The following is a 15,797-nucleotide window of genomic DNA, read 5'->3' on the forward strand; positions in this document are numbered from 1 at the left end:
CATGGATCTGACATTCATCATCAGTGCCTTCGTCACGCTGTTCGTGATCATCGACCCGATCGGGATGGCGCCGCTGTTTCTGGCGCTGACGCAGGACAACACGCAGTCCGAGCGGCATGCCATCGGGTTGCGCGCCTGCGTGCTGGCCTTCGGCATCCTGACGCTGTTCGGTCTGGCCGGTGAGGCGGTTCTGAACTTCGTCGGGATCTCGTTCCCGGCGTTCCGGATCGCGGGCGGCATACTTCTGTTTCTGACCGCCCTCGACATGCTGTTCGAACGCCGCACCCAGCGGCGCGACCAGCAGGCGGGCGAAGAGACACGGGCCGACCCATCGGTCTTTCCGCTGGCAATCCCGCTGATCGCGGGGCCGGGTGCCATCACCACGATGATCCTGCTGGTCGGTCAGAGCCGGGGTCTGGACCAGCAGATCGGCGTTTTCGTGGCGATGACGCTGGTTCTGGGCGTGGTCGCGGCGCTCTACCGGGCCTCGGGGCTGCTGGAACGGGTGCTGGGGCGAACCGGCACGGTGGTGGCGACACGGCTGCTTGGCATGTTGCTGGCCGCACTTTCGGTGCAGTTCGTGCTCGATGGGTTGCGCGGCGCCGGGTTGATGGCGCTCTAGGCAGTCGCGGGTCACGGGCTGGCGCCTCGTCTGCGCCAAGGCAGGCCTTCCGGCCAGATGCCGACCGAATGGCCCCCCAAGAGACGCCTCCCGGGTCGTAACGTCTTGCGGCTACGACCGGCTCCGCTCCGGCCAAAATGCCCGCCATGAGACGCCCGGGCACTGGCGAGAGCGGACCTCCAGCCCTACATGTTCCAGACAGAAGCCGCACCGGCCGCCGTTCCGGGCGCGGTTTGGCCCGCAGGAGAGCCTGAGAATACGCCGATGACCGCCGACCAGACCGCCTCGTTCATCTATCTGAGCCTGCTTGTCGTTCTGATAGGCAGCTATTTCTTTCTGGCGCAGCGCCGCGATCTTGGCCGCAGCCTGCGGCATGCCGGGCTTTGGGCGCTGATCTTTGTCGGCGTGATTGTGGCCTACGGGCTGTGGGACGACGTGAGCAACACGGTGATGCCGCGCCAGTCGGTCTATGCCGAACAGGGCCGGATCGAGGTGCCCATGGGCCGCGACGGCCATTATCACATGGTGCTCGGGATCAACGGCACCCCGGTCCAGTTCATCGTCGACACCGGCGCCTCGGACATGGTGCTGTCGCGCGAGGATGCGAGCCGGGCCGGGATAGACCTCGATGGGCTGCCCTTTGGCGGCATGGCCAATACCGCAAACGGGCCGGTGCGGACGGCCTTTGTGCGCGTGAACGAGGTGTCGCTCGGCGGCGGCATTGTCGACCGCAACGTTCCGGCACTGGTCAGTGGCGGCGACATGCCGGGCTCGCTGCTGGGGATGGGTTATCTCAACCGGTTCTCGCAGGTCAGCTTCGGCAACGGGCGGATGGTTCTGACGCGCTAGCGTCGGGCGCCATCTGCCGCCCGACGCCTGCAGCCCTTCGTCAGCTGCGCGACGGATAGATCCCTTGCAGGACCACGCAGAACTTGAGCCCGAGGTAGGGGTTCGTGATGTCAAAGGGCTGGCCGCCACCGGCATTGTCGACCGTGACCGCAACCGAACCCGGCGCCATGTCGACAACCGTGCCGCCCGGCGTGGCATAGGCCGGGGCCGTTGGCGTCAACGCCGGAAGGCCACCAGCCGGGCTGGGCGAGTTGCCGGGCGTCGGCACCCCGCTTGGCGTGCCCTTGGCGCCGTGGCTGTGGGCCGGCATCTGCGCCACGGCGAGTGTCTGGCTGGTTCTGCCGCCCGCCTGTCCCTGAGTGACCGGCCCAAGGCCGGGGCCCTGACCGCTGTGCATCGCGATCCGGCCGCGCAGGTCCGGCAGCGCGAAGGTCGTGCGCCCGTCGCCGCCATACATGGTGCCGACGAGCGAGAACAACGCCTGGTTTTCGGCGATCGGCAGGATCTGACCGTTGGCTTCGGCCGTGAGGCGCGGGCAGAAGTTGGCCCCGGTCATGAATATCTGGCCGATGTACATTTCCTGGGCCTGAACCGCGGGGGCGGCAAGCCCGCAGGCCAGCGTCAGCACGGCAAGAGTCGTTTTCATGGCAATCTCCTTTGGTCTGATGGATCAGCGACGGGCGCGGCGGCGCGCGGCGGCGACGGCAAGGGCCAGGGCGGCCGCGCCAAGCAGCGGGGCCGAGGCCGGAAGCGGGACTGGCGCGGTCGTGTCGGCGGTCACGACCGTCAGGCTCGCATAGTCGATCGCATAGGACTCGTACTGGGCGAGGCCAAAGTCGCTTTCAGGCGAGATCGCCAACACATTGCCGGAGCCGAAGTTCAGATCGCCCAGGTCGATCGAAAAGGTCAGTGTCGTGATCGCACGCTGGTTGATCGTGCTGCCGATCACCACCGGCTCGTGATAGGTGCCGATCAGGGTGCCGTTCAGGGCGAATGTCGCCCCGACGTTGGCATCGCCGCCACCCGAGGGCTCGATGTAGATGTCGATGCCCGCCACGCGGATCTCGACACTGGCCGAGGTGGCCGTCAGCCCGCCAAGATCGAGCGGGCCGAAGGCGAGCGTGACCGTGCCGAGCGTGCCGAGGACATCGGTGCCGGCCGGATCGCCCGGGCTGGAGTTGTCAAAGCTCGGGATCGTCGCAAAGGCGCCAGCGGCGCATTCGCTGGCCCCCGCGCCCAGCCCGAAGCAATCGGCATCGCCGACGGTCTGGGTCACGGTGGTGGCGCTGGCGGACGATGCCGCAAGCGTCGACAGAAAAGCGGCAAGGCCTGCGAGCGAAAGAACTGATTTCATATCGTATCCTCCTGAACCGATGCTGCGCCCGCCGCAGTGACGGGGCGAGCGGCCATGGTTCATTGGTGGAACGTCCCTGCAAAGCCTGCGCAATTTCGCGCAGGGCGCGAGCACCCCGGGCCGTCAAAAGCCCGCAAGTTCGCCTCAATGCGTCAGGATTCGGCCTTCATCTGCCAGCGGCCCGCATCCTCGGACCAGTATTGCGCCGATACCCCGGCGCCGGTCAGCGCTTTCCACTGGCCGCGGGCGTGCTGGACCGCGGCCGGATCGTGGCCGTCGAAAAGGATGCAGACACGTTCAAGGCGCGCGGCCTCGGCGGCCGCGACGGCGGCTCCGTCGATCGCGATGAGGCAGGCCGCGCCGTTCGGTGGAGGCGCTTCGCCCGCCTCGCCCAGGGTGCCGAGCAGCACGGGCTGGTCCTCATCGTGCGGCCCGCCCTCCAGCCCGTGAGGCAGGAACTCTTCCTCGGGCCCGAGCCACAGCTTCTGGTCGAGCCAGTCAAGCCGCGCCGCGTCGCTGCTGCGCACCATGACACGCCAGCCGCGTTGCAGCGACCGGTCGAGCAGCAGGTGCAGGGTCGCCTCAAGGGGTTGGCGCGTCAGGTGATAGAACAGCACCTGCCCCGTGTGTTTTTCCAATGCCTTACTCATGCAACTTCGACCTTGTTGCGCCCATCGGCCGGGATATCCGCATACATATGGCCTAGAGGATCGCCTCAGGCCGCGCAATGCCGGTGTCCGGGCGCACCTTCGGCGACAAGCGGCTGTCGGCCCTGCGCTTTGGCTTCGCTGGCCATGTCGAGGCGCCGAAGCTGCGCCGGCTCAGCCGCGCCGGCCCGATCCGCCCAGCCGGGCCGTCGACCCCCGTACCACCAGCTCGTTCGGCAGCACGGTCTGCCGGCTTGGCAGATCGAGCCCGAGGATCAGTGGCAGCAGCATGTTGACCGCCGAGCGCCCCATCTCCTGCAGGGGCTGCCGAACCGTCGTCAGTGGCGGATGCATCTGATGGGCCAGCGGAATGTCGTCGAAACCGACGACCGAGATATCCTGCGGCACTTGCAGCCCGGCCTCGCGGATCGCCGCCATGGCGCCAAGCGCGCTGAGATCGTTTGCGGCAAAGATCGCCGTCGGCCTTTGCGGCAGCGCCAGCAACTGGTTGGCCGCATCGAATCCGCCCCTCTGGGCAAAGTTGCCCTCGGTGACCAGCCATGGATCGGGATCGAGCGACATCTGCGCGACGCTGTCGCGACAGGCCTGCAGCCGGGCGCGGGCCGAGCTTAACCGCATGTTGCCGGTAATGAAGCCGATCCGATGGTGGCCAAGCTCGGCCAGATGCCGAACCGCCAGCAGCCCGCCCTGATAGCTGTCCGAGATCACCGAAGGATAAGGCGAATCATCGGTCTGGGTATCGACCGTGACCACCGGCACCGCGGCACCGGCCAGCGTATCGAGATACTCGGACGTGTAGGGCAGGATCGCGATCACCCCGTCGGTGATCTGCTGCAGCAGGCTGACGACTTTGCCGGGAGGGGCGCTGTCGTCGGCGGGCAGCGAATAGGCCAGCATCTCGTAGCCGGCATTCCGCGCCGTGCTGCCAATGCCCAACACCAGATCGGCCGCGAAGGGCGTGTGAAGCTGCACCACCACGCCAATGATCCGGGTGCGCCCCGTCGACAGTTTTTGCGCCAGCGGATTGACGACATAGCCCATTTCGTCGGCAATGCGCAGGATGTCCTCGCGCGTCTTCGCCGAAACACCGGGCTGATTGTTGATCGCACGCGAGGCGGTCATCCGCGAGACGCCGGCGACCTTCGAGACCTCTGCGAGCGTTGCGGGTCGTTTTTTCACGCTCTGCCCTCCCCTCACCTGACCATCTCACCCAACCGCACCTGAAACCCGATCCCGGGCTGCGGTGCCACTCTTCTGCAGCGCGAACCGCGCGCCCAGCCCACAGAGGTGCCAGACCGCCCTGGCCGCGCCGCTCGCCCGCGATAGCATCGGAAAGCGCGCAGTTCCTCCTGTTTCGCGTGCAGCTGGCAGAAACTTTCCCGCCTGCAGTTCTGCGGCATCGAGCGCGCTGCCCCGCGTTTTTCTTCCACTGCTGATCGGCAATCGGTGCTGCTGCGTGGCTTGACACACCGTAACGTTACCGATACCGTAGCACATGTGACCCAAAGACTCAAGTCACCGCATGGGAGGAAGACATGCAATCCAGAGATACCGCCAAGCGCGCAAAGCTGCTGTGCAGCGCCCTTGTCGCCGGGCTGCTGCCGCTTGCAGGCAACGCCCAGGACACCAAGGAAATCACGTCGTGGGACTTGCAGACCCAGGACCGTACCGTCGCGAATATCCGCGCCGGGATGGACCGGTTCGAGGCCGCGAACCCCGGCTACAAGGTCGTCGATTCCCACTTTGCCAACGATGCCTACAAGACCAAGCTGAAGATCGCCTTTGGCGCCAACCAGCCGCCGTGCGTCTTTGCCTCCTGGGGCGGCGGACCGCTGCGGGAATACATCAGGGCCGGCGAGGTCGTGGATCTGTCGCCCTACCTCGACGCGAATCCGGCGGTTAAGGGCTATTTCATGCCGGCCAGCTATACGCCGGTGACCTTCGAGGGCGACATCTATGGCCTTCCGGCACGCGGCACCTCGATCGGCGTCATCCTCTACAACAAGGAAATCTTCGAGAAACTCGGCCTGACCCCGCCCGCGACCTGGGGCGAGCTGATGAATGTTTCCAAGGTCCTGAACGAGAATGGCATCGCCCCCTTCGCGCTGGCCAACAAGTCCAAATGGCCCGGCTCGATGTTCTATGTCTATCTCGTCGACCGCATCGGCGGACCCGAGGTGTTCCTGGCCGCAGCCGACCGCCAGCCCGGCGGCAGCTTCGAGGACCCGGCCTTTATCCAGGCAGGCGAGATGCTGCAGGATCTGGTCAAGGCCGACGGCTTTGCCCGCGGCTTCAACGGCCTCGACTATGACATCGGCGGCTCGCGCCGGCTGCTCTACTCCGGCCGCGCGGCCATGGAGCTGATGGGCAACTGGGAGATTGGCACGATCGCCAATGAAAACCCCGAATTCCTGGGCAAGCTCGGCTTCTTCCCCTTCCCCGCAGTCGAAGGCGGCAAGGGCGATCCCGCCAATGTCGTCGGCACCCTCGGCGACAACTACATCAGCATTTCAACGCAATGCCCCTATCCGGATGCGGCCTTCGACCTGCTGGTGAAGCTCACCGACCAGACCTCGACCGAGGAACAGCTTCTGGACAACATCGTCTCGCCGGTTCTCGGGATCGAGGTCGGGGATCCGACCCTGCAGGGTGTAATCGACCTTGTCGGCAAGGCGCCGAGCGTCCAGCTCTGGTACGATCAGGAACTGCCGCCGACCCTGGCCGAGGTCCACAAGGACACGACCCAGCAATTGTTCGGCCTGTCGATCACCCCCGAGGAAGCGGCTGCCACGATGGAAGCCGCGGCCAAGGCGGAAGCGAACTGATCCTTCCCTGAGCGGGTGCGGGGCCATGCCCTGTGCCCATTCCCCCCTCCCCTCCCTGCCGGTCGCCGTTCGAACAGAGCGGCGACCGGACCCCTCACCATGGAAAGGCGGTTCCGATGTCTGTCGGTGAAGCGGTTACGGCAGCCGAGAAGTTACGCCGGTCGCGCGCCGGATCGCGGCGGCTGCACAAGGCGGCTCCGACGATCTTCCTCGCCCCTGCAATCCTGCTGCTTATGGTTTTCCTGCTCTATCCGCTGCTTTCGAGCTTCCGGCTGTCGCTGCTGGACTGGAACGGCCTGGGCGACGGTGCAAGATTCATCGGCCTGCAGAACTGGGTGCGGCTGGCGCATGATACGGTGTTCTGGAATTCGGCCTGGAACAACATCCTGCTCGCGTTCTTTTCGGTCGTGGTCCAGTTGCCCATCGCCGTCGTGCTGGCGGTCGTGCTCGATGAGGCATCCAAGGGCTCACGCCTGCTCAAGATACTGTATTTCCTGCCGCTTCTGATGTCGAGCGTGGCGCTAGGCGTGCTTTTCAAGAACGTCTATGACCCGAACTTCGGTCCGATCAACGGCATCCTCGGTGCGATGGGCCTCTATTCCTGGACCCAGGACTGGCTGGGCGATCCCAACTTCGCGCTCGGGTCGGTGATCGCGGTGGTCTGCTGGCAGAACATCCCGTTCTACATGGTGCTGTTTCTGGCCGCACTGTCGTCCTTCCCGCGCGAGATCACCGAGGCCGCGCGGCTCGACGGCGCCACGGGGCGCACGATCTTCTGGCGGCTCAAGCTGCCGCACCTTCAGGGCACGTTCCGGACCGCTGTCCTGCTCGCCGTGATCGGGTCGATGCGCTACTTCGACCTGATCTATGTGATGACCGGCGGCGGACCCGAGAATGCCTCGGAGGTCATGGCGACCTACATGTATCGCACGGTCTTCAACTCGTTCGAGCTCGGCTATGGCAGCACGGTCGCCTCGGCCATGTTCCTGATCATCATGGTCATCGCCGCAGTGTCGCTGCGCATCTCCAAACGCTTCGAGACGGAGGTCTAGACCATGGCAAACCGCAATTTCCAGCCTGCCCGCGTCGCGATCCCGGTCCTCGGACTGTTCTGGCTCGCGGTCACGACCCTGCCCTTCATCTTCGTGGTCTTCACCAGCATGAAGACCCTGCAGGAGACCTATACCAACCCGGTCTGGGCAATGCCCGAACAGCTCAACCTGTCGAACTATATTCAGGTGCTGCAGGGATCGTTCCTGATCTACCTGCGCAACAGCCTGTTCGTGATTTCAGTCTCGGTGGTGCTGATCGTTCTGGTCAGTTCCATGGCGGCCTTTGCGCTGGCGCGGCTGAAGTTCCGCCTGAACGGCCCGCTGTTCGGCCTGATCGTCGCCGGCATGATCGTACCGCTTCATGTCACGCTGGTGCCGGTCTATCTGATGATCCGCACCGCCGGGCTTTATGACACGCTGTTTGCGCTGATCGGCCCCTATGTGGCGACCAGCCTGCCGATATCCGTCTTCATCCTGACCGAGTTCATGCGCCAGGTCCCGAAGGAACTTGAAGAGGCGGCGCGGCTCGACGGCTGCGGGCCATTCAAGATCTTTGCCCGCATCTTCTTCCCGCTGTCGGGTCCCGGCATCGCGACCGTCGCGATCTACAACGGGATCATGCTCTGGAACGAATTCGTCTTCGCCTATGTGCTGACCTCGTCGCCCGACAAGCGCACGCTGCCACTCGCGGTCTGGGACTTCCAGGGCCAGTACGCATCCGACATCCCGGCGGTTCTTGCCGTCGTCACCCTCAGCACCCTCCCGCTGATCATCGTCTACGCGATCGGTCAGGAGCGCATCGTCAACGGCATGATGGCCGGATCGCTCAAGGGCTAGGGAGGAACACATATGACCAGTATCACCTTGAAGAACGTCGCGAAACGCTTTGGCCAGGTCTCGGTCCTGCAAGACATCGACCTCGACATCGCCGAGGGAGAATTCTGCGTGTTCCTCGGGCCCTCGGGCTGCGGGAAATCCACCCTGCTGCGCATGATCGCGGGGATCGAGGCCACCTCGGCGGGCGAGCTTCGGATCGCCGGCGAGTTGATGAACGACGTCGAACCCGCCGACCGGCGCGTTGCGATGGTGTTCCAGAACTATGCGCTTTATCCCCACATGAGCGTCTACGAGAACATGGCCTTCGGCCTGCGTCAGGCCAAGACGCCCAAGCCCGAGATCGACGCCCGCGTGCGGGCCGCCGCCCAGACGCTTCAGATCGAGCCGCTGCTCGACCGCCGGCCAAAGGAACTGTCCGGCGGCCAGCGTCAGCGCGTTGCCATCGGCCGCGCCATCGTCCGCCATCCGGCCGTGTTCCTGTTCGACGAACCGCTCAGCAACCTCGATGCGGCGCTGCGTGTGCACATGCGCACCGAGATCGCCAATCTTCACCGCGATTTCCCCGAAGCAAGCATGGTCTATGTGACTCACGACCAGACCGAGGCCATGGCGCTGGCCGACAAGATCGTGTTGCTGCGGGCCGGCCCCGAGGTCAGGACCAGAGGCTCCATCGCCCAGGTCGGCGCGCCGCTGGAGCTGTACCATCGCCCGGCCAATCTGTTCGTCGCAGGCTTCCTTGGCTCGCCCTCGATGAACTTCCTGCCGGCCGAGCTGGTGGGCGCCGACGCCGATGGCGCCAATGTCCGGCTTGCCAGCGGCGAAACCCTGCGGGTGGCGGTCGATGCGGGTGGCCTTGCCACCGGCACCGCCCTGACGCTTGGCCTGCGACCCGAACACATGCGCCTTGCCGAAGGCTCCGACAGCCAGGCGATCCGCCGCCGCGTCCGGGCGGTCGAGAACTTTGGCGAATACAGCTACCTGTTTCTATCGGAAAGCAGCGACGAGCCGCTGATTGCCAAGATCTCTGGGGACATGCTCGACATCCCCGACGCGCCGATCGCGCTGCACGTCGATCCCGCCGAATGCCACCTCTTCGACACCAAGGGCGATGCGCTGCCTCACACCACCGCTGCGGCACCCCAAGCCGCCCGAATGGACTGATCCACATGACCGACCTTTACAAAGATCCCGCACAACCCGTCTCCGCCCGTGTCGAAGACCTGCTGGGGCGCATGACGCTGGCCGAAAAGATCGGCCAGATGCATGCGCTGTGGCTGATCCTCGAGGCCGACGGCCGCCACCAGATCCGCTCCGACCAGTTCACCGGCGCAGCCGACCCCGAAACGCTGCGCGAGGTGCTCGCCGCCGGACTTGGCCAGATCACCCGCCCGCTTGGCACTCGCAGCATCGACGCCGCCGAAGGCGTTCGGGCGCTGAACCATCTGCAGAAGTTCATGGTCGAGCAGACCCGGCTTGGCATCCCGGTGATGTCGCACGAGGAATGCCTGTCGGGGATGATGGCCGCAGGCGCAACGCTGTTTCCCTCGGCGCTTGCCTTCGGCGCCACCTGGAACCCCGAGCTGATCGAACGCGTTGGCGAAGCCATCGGCGCCGAGGCCCGTTCGGTCGGTTGTCATCAGGGTCTTGCGCCGGTGCTCGACGTCGCCCGCGACGCCCGCTGGGGTCGCACCGAGGAGACCTTTGGCGAGGATCCCTATCTGGTCGGAACCCTTGCCAGCGCCTATGTCCGCGGCCTGCAGGGCGAAAAGCGCGACCTGCTGGCGACGCTGAAACACTATGCCGGCCATTCCTCCAGCGAGGGCGGTCGCAACCATGCCCCGGTCCACATGGGCTGGCGCGAATTGAACGACACCTTCCTGCTGCCCTTCGAGATGGCGGTAAAGCTGGCGAATGCGGGATCGGTGATGCCCGCCTACCATGACATCGACGGCGAACCGAGCCACGCCTCGCACCACCTGCTGACCGAGGTGCTGCGCGACGCCTGGGGGTTCGACGGGCTGATCGTCGCCGATTATGTCGGCGTCAGCCTGCTGTACCAGCACCACGCGCTGGCCGCCGACGCGGCCGAAGCGGCGGCGCTGTCGTTCAACGCCGGGCTCGACATCGAACTGCCGGGCAACGACTGCGCCCGCGACCTGGCCGACGCGGTCGATCGCGGACTGATTTCCATCGACAAGATCGACGAGATCGTGCGCCGTGTCCTGACCGAGAAATTCCGCATCGGCCTGTTCGAAAACCCCTATGCCGATCCCGATGCGGTCGCGCTGCAGACGCCCGAGGCCGTCGCCATCGCCCGCGAGGTTGCCGAACAATCGGTGGTGATCCTCGACAACAACGGCATCCTGCCGCTGAAACCGCAGGCCAATGTGGCGGTGATCGGCCCGACTGCGGACGATCCGCTGGCGATGCTGGGCGACTACAGCTTTCCGGTGCATCTGATCACGAACGACCTGACCGGAGACGCCTCAAGCGTCATCACACCGCTGAAGGGGCTGCAGGCAGCGCTCGGGGCGGATCGCGTCCGCTATGCCCGCGGCTGCAATATCCTTGACGCACGCCGCGCCGGGGCGCCGGTCTTCCCGGGCGATGTTGACGACGCCACCAGCCTTGAGCAGGCCTCGTCGCTTTCGACCCGGCTCGACATGATCCCCGAGGCGGTCGCCGCGGCCGAGGCCGCCGATGTGGCAATCGTCTGTGTCGGCGATCTTTCGGGCATCTTCCAGACCGGAACGGTGGGCGAGGGTTCGGATGTCGACAGCCTCGTTCTGCCCGGCGTCCAGCAACAGCTGCTCGACGCGGTGGTGGCCACCGGCACGCCCGTCGTCGTCGTGCTGACCAGCGGCAGACCCTATAACCTCGGCGGGCTCGAAGAGGTCGTCGCGGCCCAGGTCATGGCCTTCTTCGGCGGCCAGCAGGGCGGGCCCGCGCTTGCCTCGGTGTTGACGGGCGCGGTCGAGCCCTCGGGCCGGCTGACGCTGTCGATCCCGAAAAACGTTGGCGCCGTGCCCTATTTCTACAACCACAGCTTCAAAAGCTCGGGCACGCCCGTCGCCCAGCATTTCGGCAGCCGCTATCCCTTTGGCCACGGCTTGTCCTATACCGACTTTGCGTTTTCCGATCTGGCGCTCGACGCCGACACGGTCGATCTTGCCACCGGCGAGGTGCGGGTATCGTTCAGTGTCCGCAACACCGGGACCCGCGCAGGCGTCGCCGTACCGCAGCTTTATGTCCGCGACATGGTGGCGAGCTTCGTTCGGCCGGTGAAAGAACTGAAGGCCTTCGGCAAGGTCGCCCTCGCCGCAGGCGACGAGGCGCGTGTCACGTTTGCGGTGCCGACCGACATGCTCGGCTTCACCGGGTCGCAGGGCGCGCGGCTTGTCGAACCGGGCAGTTTCGAGTTGATGATCGGCGCATCGAGCGGCGACATCCGGCTGCGCACGCAGGTCGAGCTGACCGGCGCGACCCGCGAGCTGCCAAGGGACTGGCGGATGCAGAGCCGGTTCGAAACCCTACCCGCCGACGCCCCCGCCGGGGCCGTCGCGATCACAGGAGAGTGACCCATGACAACCGACTTCTTCGCAGGGATCGAGCCCGTCCGCTATGCCGGACCCGACAGCACCGATCCGCTCACCTTCCGTTATTATGACAAGGACCGGATGGTGGCGGGACGGCGGATGGAGGACCATCTGCGGTTCTCGATCGCCTACTGGCATTCCTTCACCTGGCCCGGCACCGACCCGTTCGGCGGCGAAACCCTGCTGCGTCCCTGGATGTCGGGCGCCGATCCGATGACGCTGGCGCGCCAGAAGGCCGATGTCGCCTTCAGGATGTTCGAACTGCTCGATGCGCCCTACTTTGCCTTCCACGACCGCGACGTGGCGCCCGAAGGCGAGTCTCTGTCCGGCTCGATTGCCAATCTGAACGCCATCGCCGACATCTTCGAGGCCAAGATGGAAACCGCCAAGGTGCGGCTGCTGTGGGGCACCTCGAACCTGTTCTCGCACCGCCGCTTCATGTCGGGTGCGGCCACGAACCCCGACCCCGAGGTCTTCAGCTATGCCTGCGGTCTGGTGAAAGCGGCGCTTGACGTCACTCACCGGCTTGGCGGCGAAAACTATGTCTGCTGGGGCGGTCGCGAGGGCTATGAGACGCTGCTCAACACCAACATCGGGCAGGAACTCGACCAGCTCGGCTGTTTCCTGTCGATGCTTGTCGACTACAAGCACAAGATCGGCTTCGCCGGCCCGATCCTGATCGAACCGAAACCCAAGGAACCGACCAAGCATCAGTACGACTTCGATGTGGCGACCGTCTATGGCTTCCTGCAGCGCTATGACCTGCTGGGCGACGTGAAGGTGAATATCGAACAGAACCATGCGGTTCTGGCCGGCCACAGCTTTGACCACGAGGTCCGGCTTGCCTATGCCACCGACATCTTCGGCTCGATCGACATCAACCGCGGCGACGACCTGCTGGGCTGGGATACCGACCAGTTCGGCATGAACGTGCCCGAGATCACGCTCCTGATGCACGAGATCCTCAAGCATGGCGGCTTCAAGACCGGCGGGCTGAACTTCGACGCCAAGATCCGCCGTCAGTCGATCGACCCGGCGGACCCGCTGATCGCCCATGTCGCCTCGATGGATGCCTGCGCCCGCGGGCTGCTTGCCGCCGAGAAGATGCTGGAGGACCGCGCGCTCGAAGGCCCGCTGGCCGACCGTTATGCCGGCTGGAAGACGCCAGAGGCGAAGGCGATCCTTGCTGGCGAGCGCAGCCTCGAACAGGTCGCCGAAGCGGCGCTTTCGCTCGACCCGCAGCCGCGGTCGGGACGGCAGGAATACCTCGAGGGCGTGCTCAACCGCTACGTCTGAGCCGCACCTCAAGCTGGCCGGACCGCCCTCCCACGGCCCGGCCAGCACCAGAATTCTGCAGCCTCCGGGAGTTTCCTCGGGGGTCCGCGCGGGATACTGCCCACGCCCGGCGCCGTTCCGCCACGCGCGCGTTCCGCGGCCAAACCTCGTTAGGCCAGGCTGCCGCCCTTGCCGGATCAGCAGCTGCCCGATGGCGCGATCAGCCCTTGAGGCCCTCGAAACGGTCGCGGATCATCCGGTCGAGCGCCAGAACTCCCCAGCCCGAAGCGCCCTTCGGCGCAAGATCGGGGGCCGAGTTCGGCTGCGCCACGCCGGCGATGTCGAGGTGTATCCAGGGCGTGCCGTCCTTCACGAAGCGGTGCAGGAACTCGGCCGCGGCGATGGCGCCGCCCCAGCGGTTGCCGACGTTCTTGACGTCGGCCTTGTCGGATTTCAGTGCCTTGGCATAGGCGGGCGCCAGCGGCATTCGCCAGGCGCCCTCGCCCTCGGCTGCGGCCGCCTTGAGGAACCCGTCGCAGAAGCCGTCGTCGTTCGAGAACACGCCTGCGTTCTCGTGGCCGAGCGCGACAATGATGGCGCCGGTCAGCGTCGCCAGATCGACCATGCCTATGGGCTTGAAACGTTCCTGCGCGTACCACATCACGTCGCCCAGCACGAGCCGGCCCTCGGCATCGGTGTTGATGATCTCGACCGTGTCGCCCTTCATCGAGGTGACGATGTCGCCCGGACGCTGGGCGCGGCCGTCGGGCATGTTCTCGACCAGACCGACAAGTCCGACGACATTGGCCGCGGCCTTGCGCAGCGCGAGGGTCTTCATGACCCCGGCAACGACGCCGGCGCCGCCCATGTCCATGGTCATGTCTTCCATGCCACCCGCAGCCTTGATCGAAATGCCGCCGGTGTCGAACACGACCCCCTTGCCGATCAGCGCCAGCGGCGCCTCGGCGCCACCGCCGGCCCAGCGCATGACGACAACCTTGGTCGGGCTGTCAGATCCCTGCCCGACCCCCAGCAGCATCCTCATGCCCAGTTCGGCAAGCTCGGGTTCGTCCAGCACTTCGACCTCGAGCCCGATCTCGCGAAGCGCCACCAGCCTGTCGGCGAAGTTTTCGGTGGTCAGCAGGTTCGACGGCAGGTTCACCAGATTGCGGGTAAAGAAGACCCCTTCGGCCAGCGCCTGCACTGCCACCATTTTGCGCGTCAGTGCGACCGGATCGCTGACCATGACGACGGTGCGGCCCGGGGCGGGCGCCTTGCCTTCGCCGGTCTTGCAGGCATCAAAGGTATAGCCGCGCAGCAGGATGCCCAGCACCAGTTCAGACAGACGCGAGCGCGTGCCGCCAAGCACCAGCACATCGGCCTTGCCGCGCGCCTTGCCGATTGCAGCCCCCGCTCGCCGGACCTCGATCACAGTCGCGGTCTTGTCGAGCCGGACCACCTGGATCGCCGCCGCGGCCATGCCGGAGGGACAGGCAAGATCGGCCGACTGTCCGGATTTGAGATCCGAGAAGCCGTCGCTCTCGACAAACCGCCCGACCATCCCCTTGCAAAGCCGGTTGACCCGGCGGGTCGCAGCATCGAGCCGTCCCTCGCCAGAGACGAGAACGACGATGCGGCCCTCGAAGTCCTTGAGCGGCTCGAGGTCGGTAGCGACGATTTCGACCGGAGGTAGATCTGTCATTGCGGTACCTTCGCTTTCTCGTTGCTACCTTCCTAGCCCGGCTTGTTCTCCGGCGCCAGCAGCCCGCGGCGTCTTTACCTGCATCATTCAGTCCCGCCGAATGCCGGTTTCCGCAACGGCACAGCTTGGATAGGCTGGCGGCCAGGGCCCGGCGCGGGGAGGCGCCGGCCGAACACCGAGGTCCGTGATATCCGGGGAGGGATCATGTCCGACAGCGTCAGCGAGACAAAGCGCGAATTCACCCAGGCCGAGATTGGCGCGCTCGCGCATCTCTATCGCGGCGAGGTCTATCGCAGCACGATCTGGCGCACCCGGCTCGACACAACCACCAACTGGTCCGTGGTCTCGCTCGGCGCCGCATTCTCGATCTCGTTCTCCAGCCCCGAGGCCTCGGCGCTGCCGATCCTTCTGGTCGGCGTTCTGATCTTCACGCTGATGCTGCTCGAGGCGCGGCGCTATCGCTATTTCAACGTCTGGCGGGCGCGGGCGCGCTATATGGAGGTTCACTTCTATGCCCCTCTCCTCGACGACGGCAACCTGCACACCGAAGACGACTGGCAGAAGGTTCTGGCCAAGGATTACTGGCGGCCCGACTATCACATCAGCCTGCTGACGGCGATGGGGCGGCGGATCCGGCGCAACTATCTCTGGATCCTGACCATCCAGATCATGGCCTATGTCGGCAAGCTGGTGATCCATCCGACCTCGGCCACAAGCCTGCACGAGGTCATCCGCCGGGCCGATACCGGGCCCATCCCGGGCGAGGTCATTCTGGGGATCGGTGTGCTCTATCTCGGCAGCTTCCTGGCGATTGCGCAGATCACCGGATGGCGCGATGCGCAACGCTCGGTGAAGCGAAATCGCGGCCGTCCTCTGGGCTGAACGCCGGGCGCCGCGGCCCGGCCGGATCCCCCCGGTGCGGCATGGCGGCATCGTACCGCCGGACGCTGCGTGTGCGGGTTTTACGTGCCCCGGAAATTCGGTTACTCCAAAGAACCGATACCCAATCAATGCAGC

General features: G+C 65.6%; 14 protein-coding genes. 9 read left to right on the plus strand and 5 right to left on the minus strand.

The annotated features are described in order from the left end of the window. Nucleotide 1 precedes the first annotated feature (1 nt). Together DQG17_RS06580 and DQG17_RS06585 are read left to right on the plus strand one after the other, a co-directional pair. Nucleotides 2-622 carry a MarC family protein gene (locus DQG17_RS06580; protein ID WP_116131924.1) on the plus strand — a complete coding sequence of 207 codons (621 nt, stop codon included), beginning with the start codon at nucleotides 2-4 and terminating at the stop codon, nucleotides 620-622. Between the two features lie 264 nt (nucleotides 623-886). Further along, a complete protein-coding gene (locus DQG17_RS06585; protein ID WP_116131925.1) occupies nucleotides 887-1,471 on the plus strand; it encodes a TIGR02281 family clan AA aspartic protease in 585 nt (194 codons plus the stop codon). Nucleotides 1,472-1,511: 40 nt separating this feature from the next. Here the strand turns inward: DQG17_RS06585 and DQG17_RS06590 are convergent, their stop codons facing one another. The 4 genes from DQG17_RS06590 to DQG17_RS06605 form a co-directional block, all read right to left on the minus strand. After that, the gene (locus tag DQG17_RS06590) at nucleotides 1,512-2,117 is read right to left on the minus strand and encodes a phage tail protein (protein ID WP_116131926.1); all 606 of its coding nucleotides are present in this window, start codon (nucleotides 2,115-2,117) and stop codon (nucleotides 1,512-1,514) included. Between the two features lie 24 nt (nucleotides 2,118-2,141). Beyond that, nucleotides 2,142-2,825: a hypothetical protein gene (locus DQG17_RS06595; protein WP_116131927.1), complete on the minus strand. Its 684-nt coding sequence runs from the start codon at nucleotides 2,823-2,825 to the stop codon at nucleotides 2,142-2,144. 152 nt (nucleotides 2,826-2,977) lie between these two features. Next, entirely contained in the window at nucleotides 2,978-3,475 is a 498-nt protein-coding gene (locus DQG17_RS06600) for a DNA polymerase III subunit chi (protein WP_116131928.1), read from the minus strand. Between the two features lie 171 nt (nucleotides 3,476-3,646). Then, the gene (locus DQG17_RS06605) at nucleotides 3,647-4,672 is read right to left on the minus strand and encodes a LacI family DNA-binding transcriptional regulator (protein WP_116131929.1); all 1,026 of its coding nucleotides are present in this window, start codon (nucleotides 4,670-4,672) and stop codon (nucleotides 3,647-3,649) included. Nucleotides 4,673-5,028: 356 nt separating this feature from the next. Here DQG17_RS06605 and DQG17_RS06610 point away from each other — a divergent pair, with 356 nt between their 5' ends. The 6 genes from DQG17_RS06610 to xylA all read left to right on the plus strand — a co-directional run bounded on the left by DQG17_RS06610 (nucleotide 5,029) and on the right by xylA (nucleotide 13,099). Further along, nucleotides 5,029-6,318, plus strand: coding sequence for an extracellular solute-binding protein (locus DQG17_RS06610; protein ID WP_116131930.1), 1,290 nt, complete (start codon nucleotides 5,029-5,031; stop codon nucleotides 6,316-6,318). Between the two features lie 116 nt (nucleotides 6,319-6,434). Then, nucleotides 6,435-7,370 carry a carbohydrate ABC transporter permease gene (locus DQG17_RS06615; RefSeq protein ID WP_198666037.1) on the plus strand — a complete coding sequence of 312 codons (936 nt, stop codon included), beginning with the start codon at nucleotides 6,435-6,437 and terminating at the stop codon, nucleotides 7,368-7,370. A gap of 3 nt (nucleotides 7,371-7,373) precedes the next feature. Next, complete coding sequence (locus DQG17_RS06620) at nucleotides 7,374-8,207, plus strand: carbohydrate ABC transporter permease (protein ID WP_116131931.1); 834 nt, start codon at nucleotides 7,374-7,376, stop codon at nucleotides 8,205-8,207. Nucleotides 8,208-8,219: 12 nt separating this feature from the next. Next, nucleotides 8,220-9,368 (plus strand): ABC transporter ATP-binding protein, encoded by a 1,149-nt coding sequence (locus tag DQG17_RS06625; RefSeq protein WP_116131932.1) that lies wholly within the window; start codon nucleotides 8,220-8,222, stop codon nucleotides 9,366-9,368. Nucleotides 9,369-9,373: 5 nt separating this feature from the next. Continuing rightward, nucleotides 9,374-11,785, plus strand: a complete 2,412-nt coding sequence (locus tag DQG17_RS06630; RefSeq protein ID WP_116131933.1) for a glycoside hydrolase family 3 N-terminal domain-containing protein — start codon at nucleotides 9,374-9,376, stop codon at nucleotides 11,783-11,785. A 3-nt stretch (nucleotides 11,786-11,788) separates the two neighbouring features. After that, on the plus strand, nucleotides 11,789-13,099 hold the full coding sequence (gene xylA / locus DQG17_RS06635; RefSeq protein ID WP_116131934.1) for a xylose isomerase: 1,311 nt from the start codon (nucleotides 11,789-11,791) through the stop codon (nucleotides 13,097-13,099). A gap of 199 nt (nucleotides 13,100-13,298) precedes the next feature. Here the strand turns inward: xylA and DQG17_RS06640 are convergent, their stop codons facing one another. After that, nucleotides 13,299-14,780, minus strand: a complete 1,482-nt coding sequence (locus DQG17_RS06640) for a leucyl aminopeptidase (RefSeq protein WP_116131935.1) — start codon at nucleotides 14,778-14,780, stop codon at nucleotides 13,299-13,301. 204 nt (nucleotides 14,781-14,984) lie between these two features. Between DQG17_RS06640 and DQG17_RS06645 the strand changes: the two genes are divergently transcribed. Next, entirely contained in the window at nucleotides 14,985-15,662 is a 678-nt protein-coding gene (locus DQG17_RS06645) for a DUF2270 domain-containing protein (protein ID WP_116131936.1), read from the plus strand. The last annotated feature ends 135 nt before the right edge of the window (nucleotides 15,663-15,797 follow it).

The organism is Tropicimonas sp. IMCC34043, from assembly GCF_003390845.1.
Classification (GTDB): Bacteria; Pseudomonadota; Alphaproteobacteria; order Rhodobacterales; family Rhodobacteraceae; genus Tropicimonas.

Excerpts from the sequence above, each read along its gene's own strand:
- DQG17_RS06630 (WP_116131933.1), top strand. The coding sequence starts at position 9,374 with ATGACCGACCTTTACAAAGATCCCGCACAACCCGTCTCCGCCCGTGTC.
- DQG17_RS06585 (WP_116131925.1), top strand. The coding sequence starts at position 887 with ATGACCGCCGACCAGACCGCCTCGTTCATCTATCTGAGCCTGCTTGTC.
- DQG17_RS06580 (WP_116131924.1), top strand. The coding sequence starts at position 2 with ATGGATCTGACATTCATCATCAGTGCCTTCGTCACGCTGTTCGTGATC.
- DQG17_RS06610 (WP_116131930.1), top strand. The coding sequence starts at position 5,029 with ATGCAATCCAGAGATACCGCCAAGCGCGCAAAGCTGCTGTGCAGCGCC.
- DQG17_RS06640 (WP_116131935.1), bottom strand. The coding sequence starts at position 14,780 with ATGACAGATCTACCTCCGGTCGAAATCGTCGCTACCGACCTCGAGCCG.
- xylA (WP_116131934.1), top strand. The coding sequence starts at position 11,789 with ATGACAACCGACTTCTTCGCAGGGATCGAGCCCGTCCGCTATGCCGGA.
- DQG17_RS06625 (WP_116131932.1), top strand. The coding sequence starts at position 8,220 with ATGACCAGTATCACCTTGAAGAACGTCGCGAAACGCTTTGGCCAGGTC.
- DQG17_RS06590 (WP_116131926.1), bottom strand. The coding sequence starts at position 2,117 with ATGAAAACGACTCTTGCCGTGCTGACGCTGGCCTGCGGGCTTGCCGCC.
- DQG17_RS06595 (WP_116131927.1), bottom strand. The coding sequence starts at position 2,825 with ATGAAATCAGTTCTTTCGCTCGCAGGCCTTGCCGCTTTTCTGTCGACG.
- DQG17_RS06615 (WP_198666037.1), top strand. The coding sequence starts at position 6,435 with ATGTCTGTCGGTGAAGCGGTTACGGCAGCCGAGAAGTTACGCCGGTCG.
- DQG17_RS06620 (WP_116131931.1), top strand. The coding sequence starts at position 7,374 with ATGGCAAACCGCAATTTCCAGCCTGCCCGCGTCGCGATCCCGGTCCTC.
- DQG17_RS06600 (WP_116131928.1), bottom strand. The coding sequence starts at position 3,475 with ATGAGTAAGGCATTGGAAAAACACACGGGGCAGGTGCTGTTCTATCAC.
- DQG17_RS06645 (WP_116131936.1), top strand. The coding sequence starts at position 14,985 with ATGTCCGACAGCGTCAGCGAGACAAAGCGCGAATTCACCCAGGCCGAG.